This is a genomic window from Pontibacter aquaedesilientis (genome assembly GCF_014773225.1).
GTDB classification, from domain to species: Bacteria; Bacteroidota; Bacteroidia; order Cytophagales; family Hymenobacteraceae; genus Pontibacter; species Pontibacter aquaedesilientis.
This window is the reverse complement of sequence record NZ_JACXAJ010000006.1, coordinates 130687-145893: the sequence shown is the minus strand read 5'-3', so window position 1 is coordinate 145893 and position 15207 is coordinate 130687. Positions and strand designations below refer to the sequence as shown.

13 protein-coding genes are annotated in these 15207 nt (G+C 53.5%); 1 reads left to right on the top strand and 12 read right to left on the bottom strand.

The annotated features are described in order from the left end of the window. Positions 1–33: 33 nt before the first annotated feature. Together H9Q13_RS13055 and H9Q13_RS13050 are read right to left on the bottom strand one after the other, a co-directional pair. On the bottom strand, positions 34–1182 hold the full coding sequence (locus H9Q13_RS13055; protein WP_191184323.1) for a methionine aminotransferase: 1149 nt from the start codon (positions 1180–1182) through the stop codon (positions 34–36). A 59-nt stretch (positions 1183–1241) separates the two neighbouring features. After that, entirely contained in the window at positions 1242–1763 is a 522-nt protein-coding gene (locus tag H9Q13_RS13050; RefSeq protein ID WP_317173904.1) for a uracil-DNA glycosylase family protein, read from the bottom strand. Between the two features lie 150 nt (positions 1764–1913). Between H9Q13_RS13050 and H9Q13_RS13045 the strand changes: the two genes are divergently transcribed. Then, complete coding sequence (locus H9Q13_RS13045; RefSeq protein ID WP_224744274.1) at positions 1914–2459, top strand: hypothetical protein; 546 nt, start codon at positions 1914–1916, stop codon at positions 2457–2459. Positions 2460–2473: 14 nt separating this feature from the next. On the opposite strand, the gene H9Q13_RS13040 is transcribed toward H9Q13_RS13045, so the two are convergent. The 10 genes from H9Q13_RS13040 to H9Q13_RS12995 form a co-directional block, all read right to left on the bottom strand. Continuing rightward, positions 2474–2911: an acyltransferase gene (locus tag H9Q13_RS13040; protein WP_191184251.1), complete on the bottom strand. Its 438-nt coding sequence runs from the start codon at positions 2909–2911 to the stop codon at positions 2474–2476. A gap of 196 nt (positions 2912–3107) precedes the next feature. Continuing rightward, positions 3108–3917 (bottom strand): hypothetical protein, encoded by an 810-nt coding sequence (locus tag H9Q13_RS13035; protein WP_191184250.1) that lies wholly within the window; start codon positions 3915–3917, stop codon positions 3108–3110. 152 nt (positions 3918–4069) lie between these two features. Beyond that, positions 4070–4477 carry a response regulator gene (locus tag H9Q13_RS13030; protein WP_191184249.1) on the bottom strand — a complete coding sequence of 136 codons (408 nt, stop codon included), beginning with the start codon at positions 4475–4477 and terminating at the stop codon, positions 4070–4072. 75 nt (positions 4478–4552) lie between these two features. Next, complete coding sequence (locus tag H9Q13_RS13025; RefSeq protein ID WP_191184248.1) at positions 4553–6142, bottom strand: PAS domain-containing protein; 1590 nt, start codon at positions 6140–6142, stop codon at positions 4553–4555. A 273-nt stretch (positions 6143–6415) separates the two neighbouring features. After that, entirely contained in the window at positions 6416–9787 is a 3372-nt protein-coding gene (mfd, locus tag H9Q13_RS13020; RefSeq protein WP_191184247.1) for a transcription-repair coupling factor, read from the bottom strand. A gap of 160 nt (positions 9788–9947) precedes the next feature. Beyond that, a complete protein-coding gene (locus tag H9Q13_RS13015; RefSeq protein WP_191184246.1) occupies positions 9948–10514 on the bottom strand; it encodes a hypothetical protein in 567 nt (188 codons plus the stop codon). A gap of 318 nt (positions 10515–10832) precedes the next feature. Next, entirely contained in the window at positions 10833–11378 is a 546-nt protein-coding gene (locus tag H9Q13_RS13010; RefSeq protein WP_191184245.1) for an REP-associated tyrosine transposase, read from the bottom strand. Between the two features lie 105 nt (positions 11379–11483). After that, on the bottom strand, positions 11484–12551 hold the full coding sequence (locus tag H9Q13_RS13005; protein WP_191184244.1) for a J domain-containing protein: 1068 nt from the start codon (positions 12549–12551) through the stop codon (positions 11484–11486). Between the two features lie 137 nt (positions 12552–12688). Further along, positions 12689–14050 (bottom strand): mechanosensitive ion channel family protein, encoded by a 1362-nt coding sequence (locus tag H9Q13_RS13000; protein ID WP_191184243.1) that lies wholly within the window; start codon positions 14048–14050, stop codon positions 12689–12691. 90 nt (positions 14051–14140) lie between these two features. Then, the gene (locus H9Q13_RS12995) at positions 14141–15058 is read right to left on the bottom strand and encodes a glutamate--tRNA ligase family protein (protein WP_191184242.1); all 918 of its coding nucleotides are present in this window, start codon (positions 15056–15058) and stop codon (positions 14141–14143) included. Between the last annotated feature and the right edge of the window lie 149 nt (positions 15059–15207).

The following is a 15207-nucleotide window of genomic DNA, read 5'->3' as shown; positions in this document are numbered from 1 at the left end:
AATAACACAATCAACGATTAACGAACAACGACCCTACAAAGTGACCAACCGCTCTGCAGCCTGCCGTAGCGTCTCCTCACTTTTGGCGAAACAGAAGCGCAGGTAGTTGTGGTCAGTTTTGTTGTGGTAGAAAGCGGATACGGGTACAGAGGCCACGCCAATTTCCTGTGTCAATCGCTTGGCAAAATCGAGGTCGTGCTCCTGCGAGATGGCGTCGTATTTCAACAACTGGAAATAAGTGCCGGCTGAAGGGATGAGCTCGAACCGGGACGGCTTTACCAGTTCGCAAAACAGGTCACGCTTGGCTTGATAGAAGTCGGGGAGAGAACGGTAGTGGGCTTCATTGTCCATGTAGTCGGCAATGGCCAGTTGCAGGGGCGTAACCGAGCAGAAGGTGATGAACTGGTGCATTTTGCGCAGCTCGGTTGTTAGGGCCGGGGGCGCTACGACATAGCCGATCTTCCAGCCGGTGGTATGGTAGGTCTTCCCGAATGAGGAGATCACAAAGGCCCGCTGCCGCAACCCTTCTACCTGCAAAGCACTCACATGCTCCTGCCCGTCAAATACCATGTGCTCGTATACCTCGTCACTCATAATCAGGATATCGGTGCCATCCGTCAGGCTGGCCAATTTCTGTAGATCCGAGCGCGGCATGACGGCACCGGTCGGGTTATGCGGCGTGTTGATGATGATCATGCGGGTGCTCCGCGAGATGTTTCTCTTGAGCAAGTCCCAATCGATATGGAAGTCAGGTATAGCAAGCGGCACATAGATGGGTATACCGCCGGCCAACCGAATCGCCGGGGCGTAGCTGTCGTAGCAGGGCTCGAGCAGCATCACTTCGTCGCCGGGTTTTACCACAGCCGCAATCGCGGCAAACAGGGCCTCTGTAGCCCCGGAGGTCACGGTCACCTCCTGGTCGGGGTCGGGGCGGTAACCATATACCTTCTCCGTCTTTTCGCTGATCTTGTGGCGCAGCGCTGGCATGCCGGGCATGGGGGCATATTGGTTGAATCCTTCCTGCATATACCTGGTCACGAGCGCAATAAGTTCATCCGGGCAGTTGAAATCCGGGAAGCCTTGCGACAGGTTGATGGCTTGGTGCTCGTTGGCCAAAGCTGACATTACAGCAAAAATGCTTGTGCCAACATCAGGAAGTTTGCTGCTTGGGTAGTGGATCATAGGTTGCATGTGTACGGATAAACGAAGATAGCACTTATAGGTAAGACGCCAACAAAAATTCAGGCAAGCACCTGCGCCACCAACTGCTGTAATTCAGGTATAGCTTCCTGCTCAAACCAAGGGTTGCGACGGAGCCAGAACTGATTGCGCGGCGAAGGGTGAGGAAGGGGCATATACCCGGGCAGGTAATCTGCCCAGTGTATGACGGTTTCGGTGAGGGTGGATTTGGCTGTGTTTCCCAGAAAGTAGTCCTGCGCATATTTGCCCACCAGCAGGGTTAGCCGGATATGAGGTAGCAACGGCAAGAGCAACTGGTGCCAGTGACGGGCACACTCGGGGCGGGGCGGCAGATCGCCGCTTTTGCCTTTTCCGGGGTAGCAAAAACCCATTGGGATGATGGCCACCTGGCGCTCGTCGTAGAAAACCTCCGGCGCTATACCCATCCACTGCCGCAGTCGTTTGCCGCTCTGGTCGTCCCAGGGTATGCCACTGGCGTGTACGCCTGCCCAACGATCAGCAGGCGCGCCGATGGCGTGGCTCGCAGCACTGGTCTTGGCCCTAGCGGTAAATGCTCGGCACAAATCTGGCAGGCGCGTACCTTCTCCAGCAACGTGTCAAGGGAGTCATGCATGGCTGTTGCAATGATACACAGGTTTAACCAAAAGCACTTTCATGGGTATATAGGAGATATGATGCCCTGTTTACGAATCATAATTGTTCTCTGCTGCTGTTTGTGCCTCTCTTATGCAGGAAGCGCACAGGAGAATCCGGTTTACAAGCATGCGTATACGCTTAAGTTTTTCGGGCTGTCGGCACATTTGCGTGCTTCACCATACCCGGAGCTGTTCAAAAACAGACTCGACGAAAAAGGTATACTGGTGATGAATTTTGGGGGTATCGTCGGGTATGATCGCTTGGTGGTGCGCGACATCATCAGTGTGCGGGTGGAACAGGGATTGTATTCCGACTGTGCCTCCTCACTGGCAGGCTTCACGCACCTGGGCTGGCGCGGGAAGATCTTTCAGATGGGCCGTCACTCGCTCAACGGCGGCTTAGGCCCCACACTGGTATACCGCCGCGATTGGAACAGGCTGCCAGGCTACGAAGATGATGGTTACTTCAACCGCCATGGTGGCTGGCAATACAAGTTCTACTGGTATGGAGGCGAATTTGAGTACAACTACCAGTTGGCAGGGCAGTATGACCTGTCATTCAATCTGGTGCCAGGTATACCGGAACTGGTGTCGTTCGGAGCCGGATTTCGCAAACGATTTTAAACGGGAAAGCGGGCTTACCAGCCACGCTCCTCCCAATCCTCTTCACGACGGCTTTGTTGCCGGCGGCGCTGTTCGCGCAAAGGCGGCTGGTGCTCGGGCTGCTGCCAGCGGTCGCGGGCGTGCTGGTTCTCCGGTGAGTAATAGTCGCCTCCACCTCGCCATTCGCGTTGTTGGTTCATGCGGCGGTCGTGGTGGTCGTCGGAGAAGCCATGCTGGTGCTGGCTGATGTCGTGGGAGCGCTGCTGCTCATGTTGCTGCTGCCTGTATTCGTGTCGTTCCCTGTCTGCGCGGGCACGCATATCCTGCTCATAATGGTACCTGTCGCGGTCATCCCGGAAAGGTCTTGGCTCTTCCCAGCGGCTTCTGAAATTCTGCTGTTCTGCTGCGTGGCGTGGGTGCCGGCGATGTTCTCTGTCGTGGTGTTCGTGGTATCTTTCTTCTTCGTGATGCATTGCTCTTTTCTCCTGTTTAGTTAAAAATAAACCGTCGGTGCCAGTGAGTGCCGCACCGGATTTTTTATTTACGGGAGGGTTGTGAGGATGTTCCTCAAGTCAGATTTAGAGGCATAAAAAAGGAGCCCCTGTTGTCTGGGGGCTCCTTTTATTACTAATCTACTACCAAAGTAACCTAATCAGATTTCTATACGGATTACCGGCGATTACGTTGGTCTCTTTTGGCGTCATCATAAAAATTATCTTGGCCAGAGTCTGTTTCATCGGCCCAGCGTGGCCCGCCCTCGTAGCCCCGGTCAAAATTCCTGTCGCGGAATGGCTCAGAGCCATAACGGTGGCGGCTGCTCAACTGCTCGGCTCGGCTCCCGTAGTCACTGCGGTTGTGCGGGCGGTACTCCGGGTCATCCGCGTGCATGATGTCGTCCCAGGTATCGCGAACCCGCTTGAAGAAACCGCGCTTGTCACGGTTCTCCGGCTCCACGTCAGGAGAGTAGCGGCCCTCGTTGTACCAGTTGTGCGAGCCGCTACCATAACGGTAATCATCTTCTTTGTAGCGGCTGCGTGAGCCCGGGCCTTCACGCCAAAGGCTGTCCTGCGAGGTTGGCGGTTCGTTGTAGTTGCCTGGCTGCGAGGTGCCTTGTCTGGTATAGGATGGGGTCGATCCGCTGTACGGTCTGTTGCCATGGTTTAGATAATTGCGCTCGTTGCGGTAAGGGCTCTCCGATCGTGTGCCGTAATGGCCGGTTTGGTGGGAGCCACGGTCGCTTTGGTAAGGGGCAGGGCGGCCACCCATGTAATGGCTTCCTTCGGTTTGGTTGCGATCCCGGTCCTGGGCGCCTCTTGGGCTAGGGCCGGTGTGGAAGAAGTTGCCTTCGTCCCAATCTTTCTCGGCGCGGCCTCTGTAACCATAGCGTGGTGTTTGGTGCTGGTCTTTGTTGTATAGGTCACGGCCTTTGCGCTGGTTTTCATCTCCAGGCCTGCCGTAGTTTTCTTCACGGTTTCTCATGATCTCTTTCCTGATTTGTTTTTGTCAAATAATCCGCTCTTGGCGGCGTTATTTTTTACGCGTTACAGGGGCTATTGTTGGCTATCGCGCAGGTATAAAAAAGAGGCGCCAACATGGTTAGCGCCTCTCAACTGGTTCGGTAATGATCAAAATCAAAAATACTCTTCCATGATTTCCCGCACATCGGCCTCTGCCAGCGGCTTGGAATAGTGCCTGCGCACCTCCGGGTATTTCTTGAGGCGCTCCAGGTCGTAGAAACTGGCCGAGGAGGTGAGCATCAGCATGACCGTCCTTTTTCGCTTCTCCTCATCAAACTGATGGTACTCCTCCAGAAACTCAAAGCCATCCATCACAGACATCTTGATATCCACAAAAATAAGGTCAGGACTGGGGTGGTTTTCAGCTCCACTGTAAGCTTTGTTCAGATAGTCCAGCGCTTCCTCGCCGTTGGTTACCACCCGTATCACCTCAGCCGCCTCCATGCGCGAGAGCAGCCGCTGGTTCAGGTAATTGGTTGTATCGTCATCATCAATCAGAAGTATAGTCTTGACAGATTTCATAGTCTAGTATTTGTGTTCTTTTACAAAGGATACCTTTTTTTGTTTTAAAGAAAAGGTAAAATCAGGATTGGCATGCTAAGAAACGCTTTTGGCGAGGGCTTCTGCCCGCTGTCGGGCCTTCACCAGGTTGGTTACTTCTATAGCCGACACCATGATCCCCTCCACCTGGTTGGTGTTGTCAAAAAGTGGCTGGTACTTGAAGTTAAAGTAGGCATCCCGGGGTGTGCCATCCAGCAGGTGGTCGATCGGGGCTCTGAATTCGTTGATACGAATCGTATTGCCTTTTTTGTATACCTCTTCCAACAGGTCGAAGAAACCCAGTGGCTCCAGTTCGGGCCAAATCTCGTAGGCTGTGCGGCCAATGTACTGCCTGCTGCCATATATTTTGTACACACCGGGGGTTACATACTGGCAGGTATGCTTGGGGCCATGAAACACGCACAGGTGTACCGGCGATAGGCGAAGCAGGGTTTCGAGCTGTTGCTCTTCCTTGTCTTTACTGTACACGTTTTGTTTTTGCTCGTCGATGTCGGTGTAAGTGCCTATCCAGAGGGAGACCTTACCATTTGCGTCATGCATGGGCACGCCGCGCTCCAAAAACCAACGGTAAGTGGCGTCGTAGTGGTTGCGAATGCGGTACTCCAGCTCAAAGCCTTCGCCGCTGGCTACGGCATTGTTCCAGCTGGTCAATACCATCGCAGAGTCTTCCGGGTGAATCGCACTGATCCATCCCTCGGTTTGGCCCGGCCGCATACCCGTGTAGCTATACCAGTGGTCATTGAAGAACAACACCTTGCCCTGAGCGGAGGCAGTCCAGGCCATATGAGGCAGCACTTCGAGCAGGTGCCGGAACCGGGCATCGCTTTCTTTCAGCGCCTTCTCCGTGTGTCGCCCCTGTGTCATGTCAATGATAGAACCGATGGTGCGCACTGGCCGCCCCTGATTGTCATAGGTGGTATAACCCTGGTCCAGGATGTGGGCATAGGTGCCATCGGCTTTCTGAAAGCGATATTCGCCTGTCCAGGTTGGTTGCTGGTGAAGCAGTGCCTGCTGGATGCTTTGCTGCACAGACTCAAAGTCGTCGGGGTGCACACGCGAGTCCCATGATTCTCCCCCAGGCCCCATGTCCTCCGGGGTATAGCCGAAAATCTCCTGCAGTCCCTCTCCCCAGGTCATCCGGTTGTTGGCGATGTCGTATTCCCAGGCAACGGCCTTCATGGCATTGGCCAGCAGGTTGAGGTGCTCCTGGCTTTGCTGTCGGCTTATGTCGCTCAGTACTTTCTCTGTGATATCGCGCATCTCATGCAAGAGGTACAATACCTGGCCCTGGTCATCCAGTATAGGGACACTGTTGGCATTCCAGTAGCGCTCCTCAAAGCCGCCTCCCTGCTCCTTGGGCATCATCATGTCGTAGCGAAGCGTCTCGATACGGCAGGGCTGCTTGTGCTCCAACGCATGGTGCAATGACTGAAACACCAGCTGCTCGGAGTCCATTTGCGGATTGCCCGGGTTGTTGGGGAACAGGACGAACAGGTGCTGCCCAACGGCCTGCTCCCGGCTGATTCTGGTTTGTTTCAGGAAAACATCTGTTGCCTCGACGATGATCAAGTCGGGTGTCAGGACGATATACACGCCTGGCAAAGCACGGAAAACAGACTCAAGCACGGGGAGAGATAAGGTAATTTTCGGATACACGGTAGCTGAATAAGGGTGTGGTTTTCGTATTCGTAGCGTTGGAGTGCTTCTAAAATAGCAAATTAAAGTCAGAGGATTGCTATAAATCTTGTTTTTGGAGTGATAATTTTTCTTAAATCTATCTAAAAACAGTTGTAAGGCCTTGTCGTGCTGATGGTTGAGGCGGCTTGGTTGCAAGCAGGCCCCTATATGCTCATGGATGGCATGTAGGGGCCTGCTCGTAAATAGGCTGCTCGCTACAGGTTAGGCGGTCATCGCTGCTTTCACCCCAAACCCTTCAAAAACCTCCCGTGCGTCAGCGATATTCCGGATGTCGTCCACGATCACGATCAGCTTGGTCTTGGCCTCTTTCAGGCGCGAGCGGCGTGAGTGCTGCTGCACATACTTCAGGATGTTGCCGAAGGTCTCAGATTGGAAGTAAGCGTCGTTCTTCTCGCTTGGCAGGTAGCCTTTCATTACCTCTTTCTTGATGGTGAGCTTTTCGAATCCCAACTGCTGTGCCTGCCAGCGCAACTTCACGATCTCAACCAGCTTCTGTACCTCTTCCGGCAGTGGCCCGAACCGGTCGACGATACTTGCCCGGAGCTTCTCCAGATCCTGCAGGTCCTTGGTGCTATCGAGCTTGCTGTAAAGGCTAAGGCGCTCCGAGATGTTGCTCACGTACCAGTCCGGTATCAGCACCTCCATATCAGTTTCGATGTTACAGTCGCGCACCGGCTCAATAAACTCGGCCAGGTTGTCTTTCAGGAACAGGTCACGGAACTCGGTTTCTTTCAACTCCTTGATGGCGTCGTCGAGCACCTGGTGGTACATCTCAAACCCGAGGTCGCTGATGAAGCCGCTTTGCTCGCCACCCAACAGGTTGCCGGCCCCACGAATGTCGAGGTCGCGCATGGCGATCTTAAATCCTTCGCCGAGGTCAGAGAACTCCTCCAACACGCTGAGCCGCTTGCGGGCATCGGTTGGCAGGCCGGCTACTGGCGGTGTGAGCAGGTAGCAGTAGGCCTTCTTGTTGGAGCGGCCCACGCGGCCCCGCATCTGGTGCAGGTCTGAGAGGCCAAACATGTGCGCCCGGTTGATGATGATGGTATTGGCATTAGGTATATCCAAGCCCGACTCGATGATGTTGGTAGACACGAGCACATCGTACTCGCCTTCCACAAACTTCATCATGCGTTTCTCGAGCAGTTCGCCGTCCATCTGGCCGTGGGCAAATGTAATGCGGGCGTCCGGCACCAGCTTGAGGATCATGTTCGCGATTTCATCGATGTCTTTCACGCGGTTGTGCACAAAGAACACTTGCCCGCCCCGCTTCAGCTCTGCCATCACCGCATCCCGAATCAGGATTTCATCAAACACATGCAGCTCCGTTTGCACAGGTTGGCGGTTAGGTGGTGGCGTGGCAATCACGCTCAGGTCGCGGGCACCCATGAGCGAGAAGTGCAGTGTGCGCGGAATAGGTGTGGCCGTGAGTGTGAGTGTGTCCACGTTCACCCGCATTTCTTTCAACTTCTCTTTGGTCTTCACGCCGAATTTCTGTTCCTCGTCAATAACCAGCAAGCCCAGATCTTTGAACTTGACGTCTTTGCTTACAATGCGGTGCGTCCCAATCAGGATATCTACTTTGCCTTCTGCTACACGCTGCAGGGTGTTCTTGATGTCTTTGGCAGTCTTGAAGCGGTTGATATAATCCACTGTGACCGGGAATTGCTCCAGGCGGTCGCGGAAGGTTTTGAAATGCTGCATGGCCAGTACCGTGGTTGGCACCAGCACGGCTACCTGCTTTCCATCGCAGGCTGCCTTAAAGGCGGCACGAATGGCTATCTCCGTCTTGCCGAAGCCCACGTCGCCACACACGAGGCGGTCCATTGGGTGCGGCTGTTCCATATCAGCCTTTACGTCTTCGGTGGCTTTGCCCTGATCCGGGGTGTCTTCGTAGATGAACGACGACTCCAGCTCGGCCTGCAGGAAGCCGTCGCGGGTATAGGCATAGCCCGGCGCGGCCTTGCGCTTGGCGTATAGCTGAATAAGCTCGGCAGCGATGTCCTTTACCTTGCTCTTTACTTTTTTCTTCTTGTTTTCCCACTCCGGCGAACCCAGCTTGCTCATGGTCGGCGGGCCGCCCTCTTTGCCACTATACTTGGAAATCTTGTGCAGCGAGTGGATGGACACATACAGCAAATCGTCGTCGCGGTATACCAGTCGGATGGCCTCCTGCAGGCGCCCGCCTACCTCCACTTTTTCGAGGCCAGCAAAACGGCCCACGCCGTAGTCGGTATGGGTGATGTAGTCGCCAGGTTGCAGGGTGCGCAGCTCCTTCAAGGTCATGGCCTTGGTCTTGGAGCGGCCCTCTTTGGCTTTGTGCTGGTAGAAGCGGTCGAAAAGCTGGTGGTCGGTATAGCAGGTGATTTTGAGCTGTTCGTCAATAAAACCCTCACGCAGCGACACTGCCAGGTGCTGGAAACGCATGTCATGGTCCAGTTCGTCGAAGATGGTGGTGAGGCGGTTGATCTGGCGCGGCGAATCGGTGGCGATCACGTTCACAAACCCTTTGCTCTGCTGTTCGTGCAGGTCTTTTACCAACCGGTAAAAGTCTTTGTTAAACGAAGGCTGCGGCTTGGACTGCAGTTGCAGCACCTCGGTGTCTTTGTAATTGAAGCGCTTGCCAAACTCCACGATGCTGAACTTCTCCAGCAGCTTCTTGAACTGCTTCTGTGTCTGGAACAGCTGCTCCGGGTCCGACACGATCTGGGTGCCGCCGCTGCCTGCCATCAGCTTGTCAAATGCCTGCGATGCCTTATCGAAATACTCGTCGATCACATCCAGCGTTTGACGCACATCCTTAAACCAGATAGCAGTGTTCTTGGGCAGAAAATCGAGGAAAGCCTCGCGTGTTTCCTGCAGGAGTTTGGTCTGCACATTAGGTATAATCGAGATGCTTTTCTTCGTCTCCACCGACAGCTGCGTGTCAGGGTCGAAGGTGCGTATACTCTCAATCTCATCCCCGAAAAGTTCGATGCGATATGGCAGGTCGTTGGCGTACGAGAAGACATCCACAATGCCACCACGCACGGCATACTGGCCCGCCTCGTACACAAATTCGGTGCGCTCAAAGCCATACTCAGCCAGCATGTCGCTCAGGAAGTTAGTATCCAGCTTTTCGCCAACCTTCGCGCCCAGCGTGTTCTCCACCAGCGATTTTTTGTTGATCACTTTCTCGGTGAGTGCCTCGGGGTAGGTCACGATCAGCTCGCCTTTTTCAGACTTGCTATTGAGGCGGTTGAGCACCTCGGCCCGCATGAGGATGTTGGCGTTTTCGGTATCGTCGAAGCTGTAGGGCCGCTTATAAGAGGTTGGGAACAGCATAACCTCCTTCTCGTCGCCGAGCAGGTTTTTGAGATCGGTATAGAAATAGGCTGCCTCCTCTTTGTCGTGCAAAACGAAGAGTTGGTGCTGCGGGTGCAAGGTATAGACAGCCGAGGCCATCACAGCATCCAGACTACCCGCCATGCCTTTGAGTTGCAGGCGGTAGGGTTTATCGGCTTTCAGTCGCTCGGCAATGGTCTGCACCACCCCGTCGAGTCGGTACAGCTCTAAAAAATCAGTTACTTTCATTCAGTTCTAAAAGTCACAAAACAGCAAAGGCAGAACACAGGACTTTTCGATAGTCGCGTTCTGCTGGTTGTTATTTACAAAGATACGGAAGTTAATGTTTTATCTGAACTGGGAGATGGGGGAGAAGGTTGCGGGGGAGGAGGAACGGATTTGTTTTATACTACAAGTATCTTAAATCTAAGTCTGTGAACAAAGCCGTAAAATAGCCCATGATCCATAACTGAATGGGTAGCAGCAGAAGATTCATAACTGCTGCATTTAAGAGCTGCTCCTTATTGTTTCGCATAACCACTCCGAAGACAGCGATCAGTCCAAAGCTAATCGGGAGAAAGCAAAGAGTGCCAAATATGCCCGGAGTTTGAATCAACTCTTTCTCTTCGCCAAACCTTTTGATATAGCCTGTCTTAACTATGTTGAAAATATAAGTGGTGACAAGTTTTACTGAATCGGCTTCTCTGGGGTTAAAGCCTTGGATCTTGTCATATGGGTAGTAAAAGTTTTCTGTAATTAGCGTCACGTAATCAAGCTGGCTTCTACTTGATCTGCCTGTAAACTTAGAGTAGGTGGTAACGTGTGCTTCTTCCCTTGCCAGTATCTTTTCATTGCGGATCACTTTTGGAAGGAGGAAAATGTCCAGAAACACTAAAAAAGTTAATGCTAAGCAGAAGACATTAAACCATCTGCAAATCTTGATAACAATAGGTGGAAGAGAGTTCGCGTAAGCCATACAGGCACAATATAGGAAAAGGCAGATAATATTTAAATTCTTGCCATGCCGCAAGTTTAGCGCAACTTGTGGCTTTCCATGAGCCCAGTTTGTAACTGGGGCATACCACTTTCACCCCCGCCCTCCGCTCTTTCGGATTTGCAATCCGAAAGCACTTACTGCGAGGATTTGTAATCCGACTTCTACACTGCCTTTGGTAAAGCAGACTGCAACAGCAGAGAGTATAAAAGCGGATTGCAAATCCTGATAGTATCCGTTTTCGGATTGCAAATCCGAAAAAGCCAAGCCTTAGGTTCTTCGATGCTTGTCACCCCAGATCTATTCTAACAAAATAACATCTAACAAGCCTGGTTGTCCGGCGTAGTTCAAGGCCGAACTATACAGGTAGTGCTCGGGCTCGGCAACTATTTCAGCTGCCACAGGATTCTGATGTATGTACTGCAGCTTCTGTTCCATAAAGCTGTTTGTATGAAGCTCTTTGGCCTCATTACCATCCTGCCAGAATTTGAAGTTCTTCGTTTTTATATCGTTGGCAGCCGCGAAAGTAAATCGGTTGAGCAGCCAGCCTTTGCGGCTTTCGTTTTCTTCCTGTATGGCTTTTATGATTGATTTACTTGTGAATTTTTTAAAGTCGCGGAGGATGTCTGACAGATTATACCCATCTTTTGCCCCGGCTATCAGATGTAGGTGATTGCTCATGAGGCACCAGGCATATAAGTCCAGCCCTTTTTGCTGCTGACAGTATTTGAGAGAATCCAAAAGTATATGTCGGTATGCCGGGCGGGTAAACACATCAACCCAATCCACTACTGTTAGTGTCAGGAAGTACAAATAGCCCGTGTGTACTTTATTTTTCAGTCCCATGCAGGCTTGTACGACTATTGGTGGCAGCGGATTACAAATCCTTGCAGTAGAAAACTTTCGGATTACAAATCCGAAAGAGCTGAAGCAGGTGGGGTAAACCTATACCTACTTCAGCAATACCTTGATCATTTGCGGATCCTGCAATACCCGTAGGTTCTGCTTCAGCTGCTCCAATTCATAGGCTAAACTCTCTTTGGCCCGCTTAAACTTCTGGTTCATCTGCTTGGGGCTGCCGCAGAAACGGTCGTAAAACGTGGCGTTGGGGCCAAAGATGAAATCGTTGAGCTCTGTTTGGAGCTCGTTGAGCTGATCATCCAGCAGCTTCACATAGTACTGCAGTTGCTCGTCAGGCATTGTGTCGAGTGCTATACCTTGTTCTTGCAGAAACTCCATTTGCAGGCGCAGCAACTCAAAGAAATCATCTTGGTGATAGGCCTGGGTTACGCGCTTCATGGCTTCTTCTTTCCATACCCGCTTGGTTTCATCGCGCTCTTTGTCGGGGTGCAGCTGCTTGGCCAGGTCGGTGTACACGCGGCGGCTGGCTTTGCTGATGTTGCTGAGTTCGGCCTTGGCTTTGGCCTCTTTCACTTGCTGGGCTTTGGTCTTGCGGCCTTTCTGACGATTTTGCCTGGCCTGTTCCCTTTCTGCCTCTTCGCGGTCGAGCTGGGCCTGTATGCGCTCAAAGTCGTCCAGGTCATCCCAGTCGTCGGCTATACCTGGTTCCTCTTCGGCTATACCTTCATCCGGTAAATCCTCCTCGTCCTCTGTGTAAACTTGAAGTTCTGCATAAGAAAGCTCGGCATAGCGGTCGTGCAGGGCCACCAGGTCGCGGCGCTCATAGCTCTGAATCAGGTCGAGGGTGATTTCGGTGATGAGCTGCGCGAGTTTTTCTTTTTCCCGGAAGCTGAACAAGGGAAGTGCAAAAGCTTCGTCCAGCAAGTGGGCCAGCTCCACGCGTTTCTCAACCTGTTGCATAATGACAGGACGCAATTCCTTTTCGATTCGCTTTTGGGCTAGGTCCATGCTGTCGCGCCGCGTGGCTATTTCCTGCTTCAATTGCTCTATCTGCGCCACTTTTTTGTTGAAATCCTGCTGCAGTTTGTTCAGCGCACGCTGGTTTGGGCTGGAAATTTGGGGGGTGAGCGAAGGGACCGGTTTGTTGGAATACGACATGATGAAAAAGCTAACTGGGCAAAGGTACCCAAAGTAGAGCGCTATACCTTGGCTATGGGTGCAGAAAGGTAGCGGTGGCCTTCGGGCGGCAGCAGAAACGTTTAAGCGACAGCCGTGTTACTGGGGCGCACCATGGGTTATGATTTCGATTTGTCTGTGTCGGCTATACCTGGCTGGACAGGCACGCCTTCCGGGTTGATGAACTGTATCTGCTGGCGTGGGTATACCGGGATGATCTTGCCTATGTACTCCGGTTTGTTCAGTTCGTTGGTAATGCGCAGCGTGAGTTCGCTCTTCCACTTGCGGCGCTCCCTTGCCCCCACCAGGTAACGGATGGTTACGTTGGTCCACGACTCGTCCATGGAGACAAAAACCTGTGGTTTGTCCGGCACAGCATCGTCCAGACCCGCCCGTTGCAGGAGCTGCGAGTAAGAGGCGGCAGGCGCTTTCATGTAATTGCCGAGCAGGCCTAGCGCTACGCCTTCCAATACCTCCATGGCCAAGGGTACATCCGACTCGTTGGCCACGCCCACATCCAGTTCGTCCCACACATAAGGGAAATCGCCGGTCAGGTTAATGATAGTGCCGGTCAGAACCTCGTTGTTTGGAAAAGTGACCAGGCGGCCAGTGGGCTGCTCAGCCCGCACAAAGCCCGGTTGGTAAGGCGCGCCTATTTCCCATACCGTGGTCGTGAGGAAATCGATGCGGTACACATCGCCGAACACTTCGCCCACTCTGATGCGGTCACCGACGCGGTAGTAGCCTTGGTAAGAGTTCATGAGCCAGCCGGTAAAACTCTCTATCGGGGTTTGCAGCGACCACGACAGGGCAAGGCCAATCAGTCCGAAAGAACCGACCAGTGCCCGGATGTCGCCGGCTACCACGCTCAGGGCCACGCCAACAGCCAGCAACCAAACCGCAATGGAGACGAGAGAGATAACGGCACTGGAGCTTTGCCACCTGCCTATGCTGCGCTGCAGGATGGCCCGCAACACACGTACCACCAGCCAGGCCAGCACCAGCGTAACCAATGCAACCAGTATTTTGGGCAAGTTGAAGATAAAGCTGTCCCACAATCCCTGAAGTGCCCCGATGGCCTCCACAGCGGATTCCTTGGTCGAGCCGTTCTGAGCTACGGCTTCTGTTGCTGTGTCAGCAAGCGCCGATTCTCCCTGGCTCACCTCTTCCACCACTGTCACGGTATCCGGGCCATTGTCCTGCGCCAGGCCGGCTTCGCTGGGGGCGAACATCAAAAGAATAAAGCCCGTGATGGCCACGGCCAGGATGGAGGCCTGCCGGAAGTTGCGGAGTCGGTTCTGGGCTCCCTTTACAGCGGAGCCGCGGGTGGGTTTTCTTATGCGGACTTTGGTGCGGAGATTTCTGCGTGTAGTAGCGGCGGTGTATCCTTTGGGCTGACCCGTGTCGTGTGTGCCGGTACTTGCCGTCGAGGCGCGCAGGTTTCGCGTGGAAGTTCTTCTGTTTCGGTTATTGGAAGGCATAGGTTTTGCGGCTTTCTCAATTGTGCTGCCGGATTTGGGCAGTTTCACTCTATACGGAAGAACGGCCGGGGCGCTGCAAAGGGTCGCCCGCTATACTTGTGCGAAGTGCCTGGGCAGGTCGTTAAGCTCAAAGCGTTTCAGAAAACTTTGCGCGTCTGTTATACCTGCGTCTTGCCAACCGAGCAGTTCAGCCAGTTTTTGCCAGAGTTGCTTTGTCGTGAGTCCTGCCTTGCGCATTTCGGTGAGCGAGAGTGCGTCGTGCGATTTGGAGAGTTTGTTGCCCTCGCTCACGATAAGCGGATGGTGCACAAATTGCGCTTCCGTAAAGGCGGTGGCTCCGGTGTGCTGCGCCAGAAAAAGCTGTGCCGCCGTGGAGAGCATGAGGTCCTCGCCCCGCACGATCAGGTTCACGCCCATGGCCAGGTCATCTACGATCGAGGCAATCTGGTAGGCCGGTATACCGTCTTTTCGGCGCACCACAAAGTCGGGCATCTCAAGGGCCAGCGCCACGGTGCAGTTGCCCAGCAGCTGATCTCTGAAAGCGACGACGGTGCCCTCCGGGATACGGACACGCCAGGCGGCATGGGGCGTGTCGAGGGGTAGCTGCTCGTCGCGGCAGGTGAGTGGGTATAGCCCCTGCGGCGACAGGGCGCTTATCTGGCTGCGGGAACAGGGACAGGCGTAGACCATGCCTTGCTGCACCAGTTTGTCGAGTTGCGCCTGGTAGGCCGGAAGCCTGAGAAGCTGTGAATAGTTCTCCCGGAAATCCTGTGGGTTGCGCGGCCCTTCGTCGTAGTCGAGGCCCATAAAGTCAAGGGTGTCGAAGATATCCTGCAGGTACTCGGGCCGGAAGCGGGCATTGTCGAGGTCGTCGATGCGCAGCGCTACGAGGCCTTGCTGCTGACGGGCCAGCGCCCAGGTAATGGCAAACGACAGCGCATTGCCCAGGTGCAGAAAGCCGCTGGGGGTAGGGGCAATGCGGGTTTTAAGAGCTTGAGTCGTTTTCAACAGGTATCGTGTTTAACTTATAACGGCAAGGTATAGCGGCCGTATCAGAATTCAAGTTACAAATTCTTAAAATGCTTGACGGTAAGGTTGAGAAATAGATGGATTTTGCTATGTTTGATTATGCGCAGATAGGTGTATGTTCACGCTTA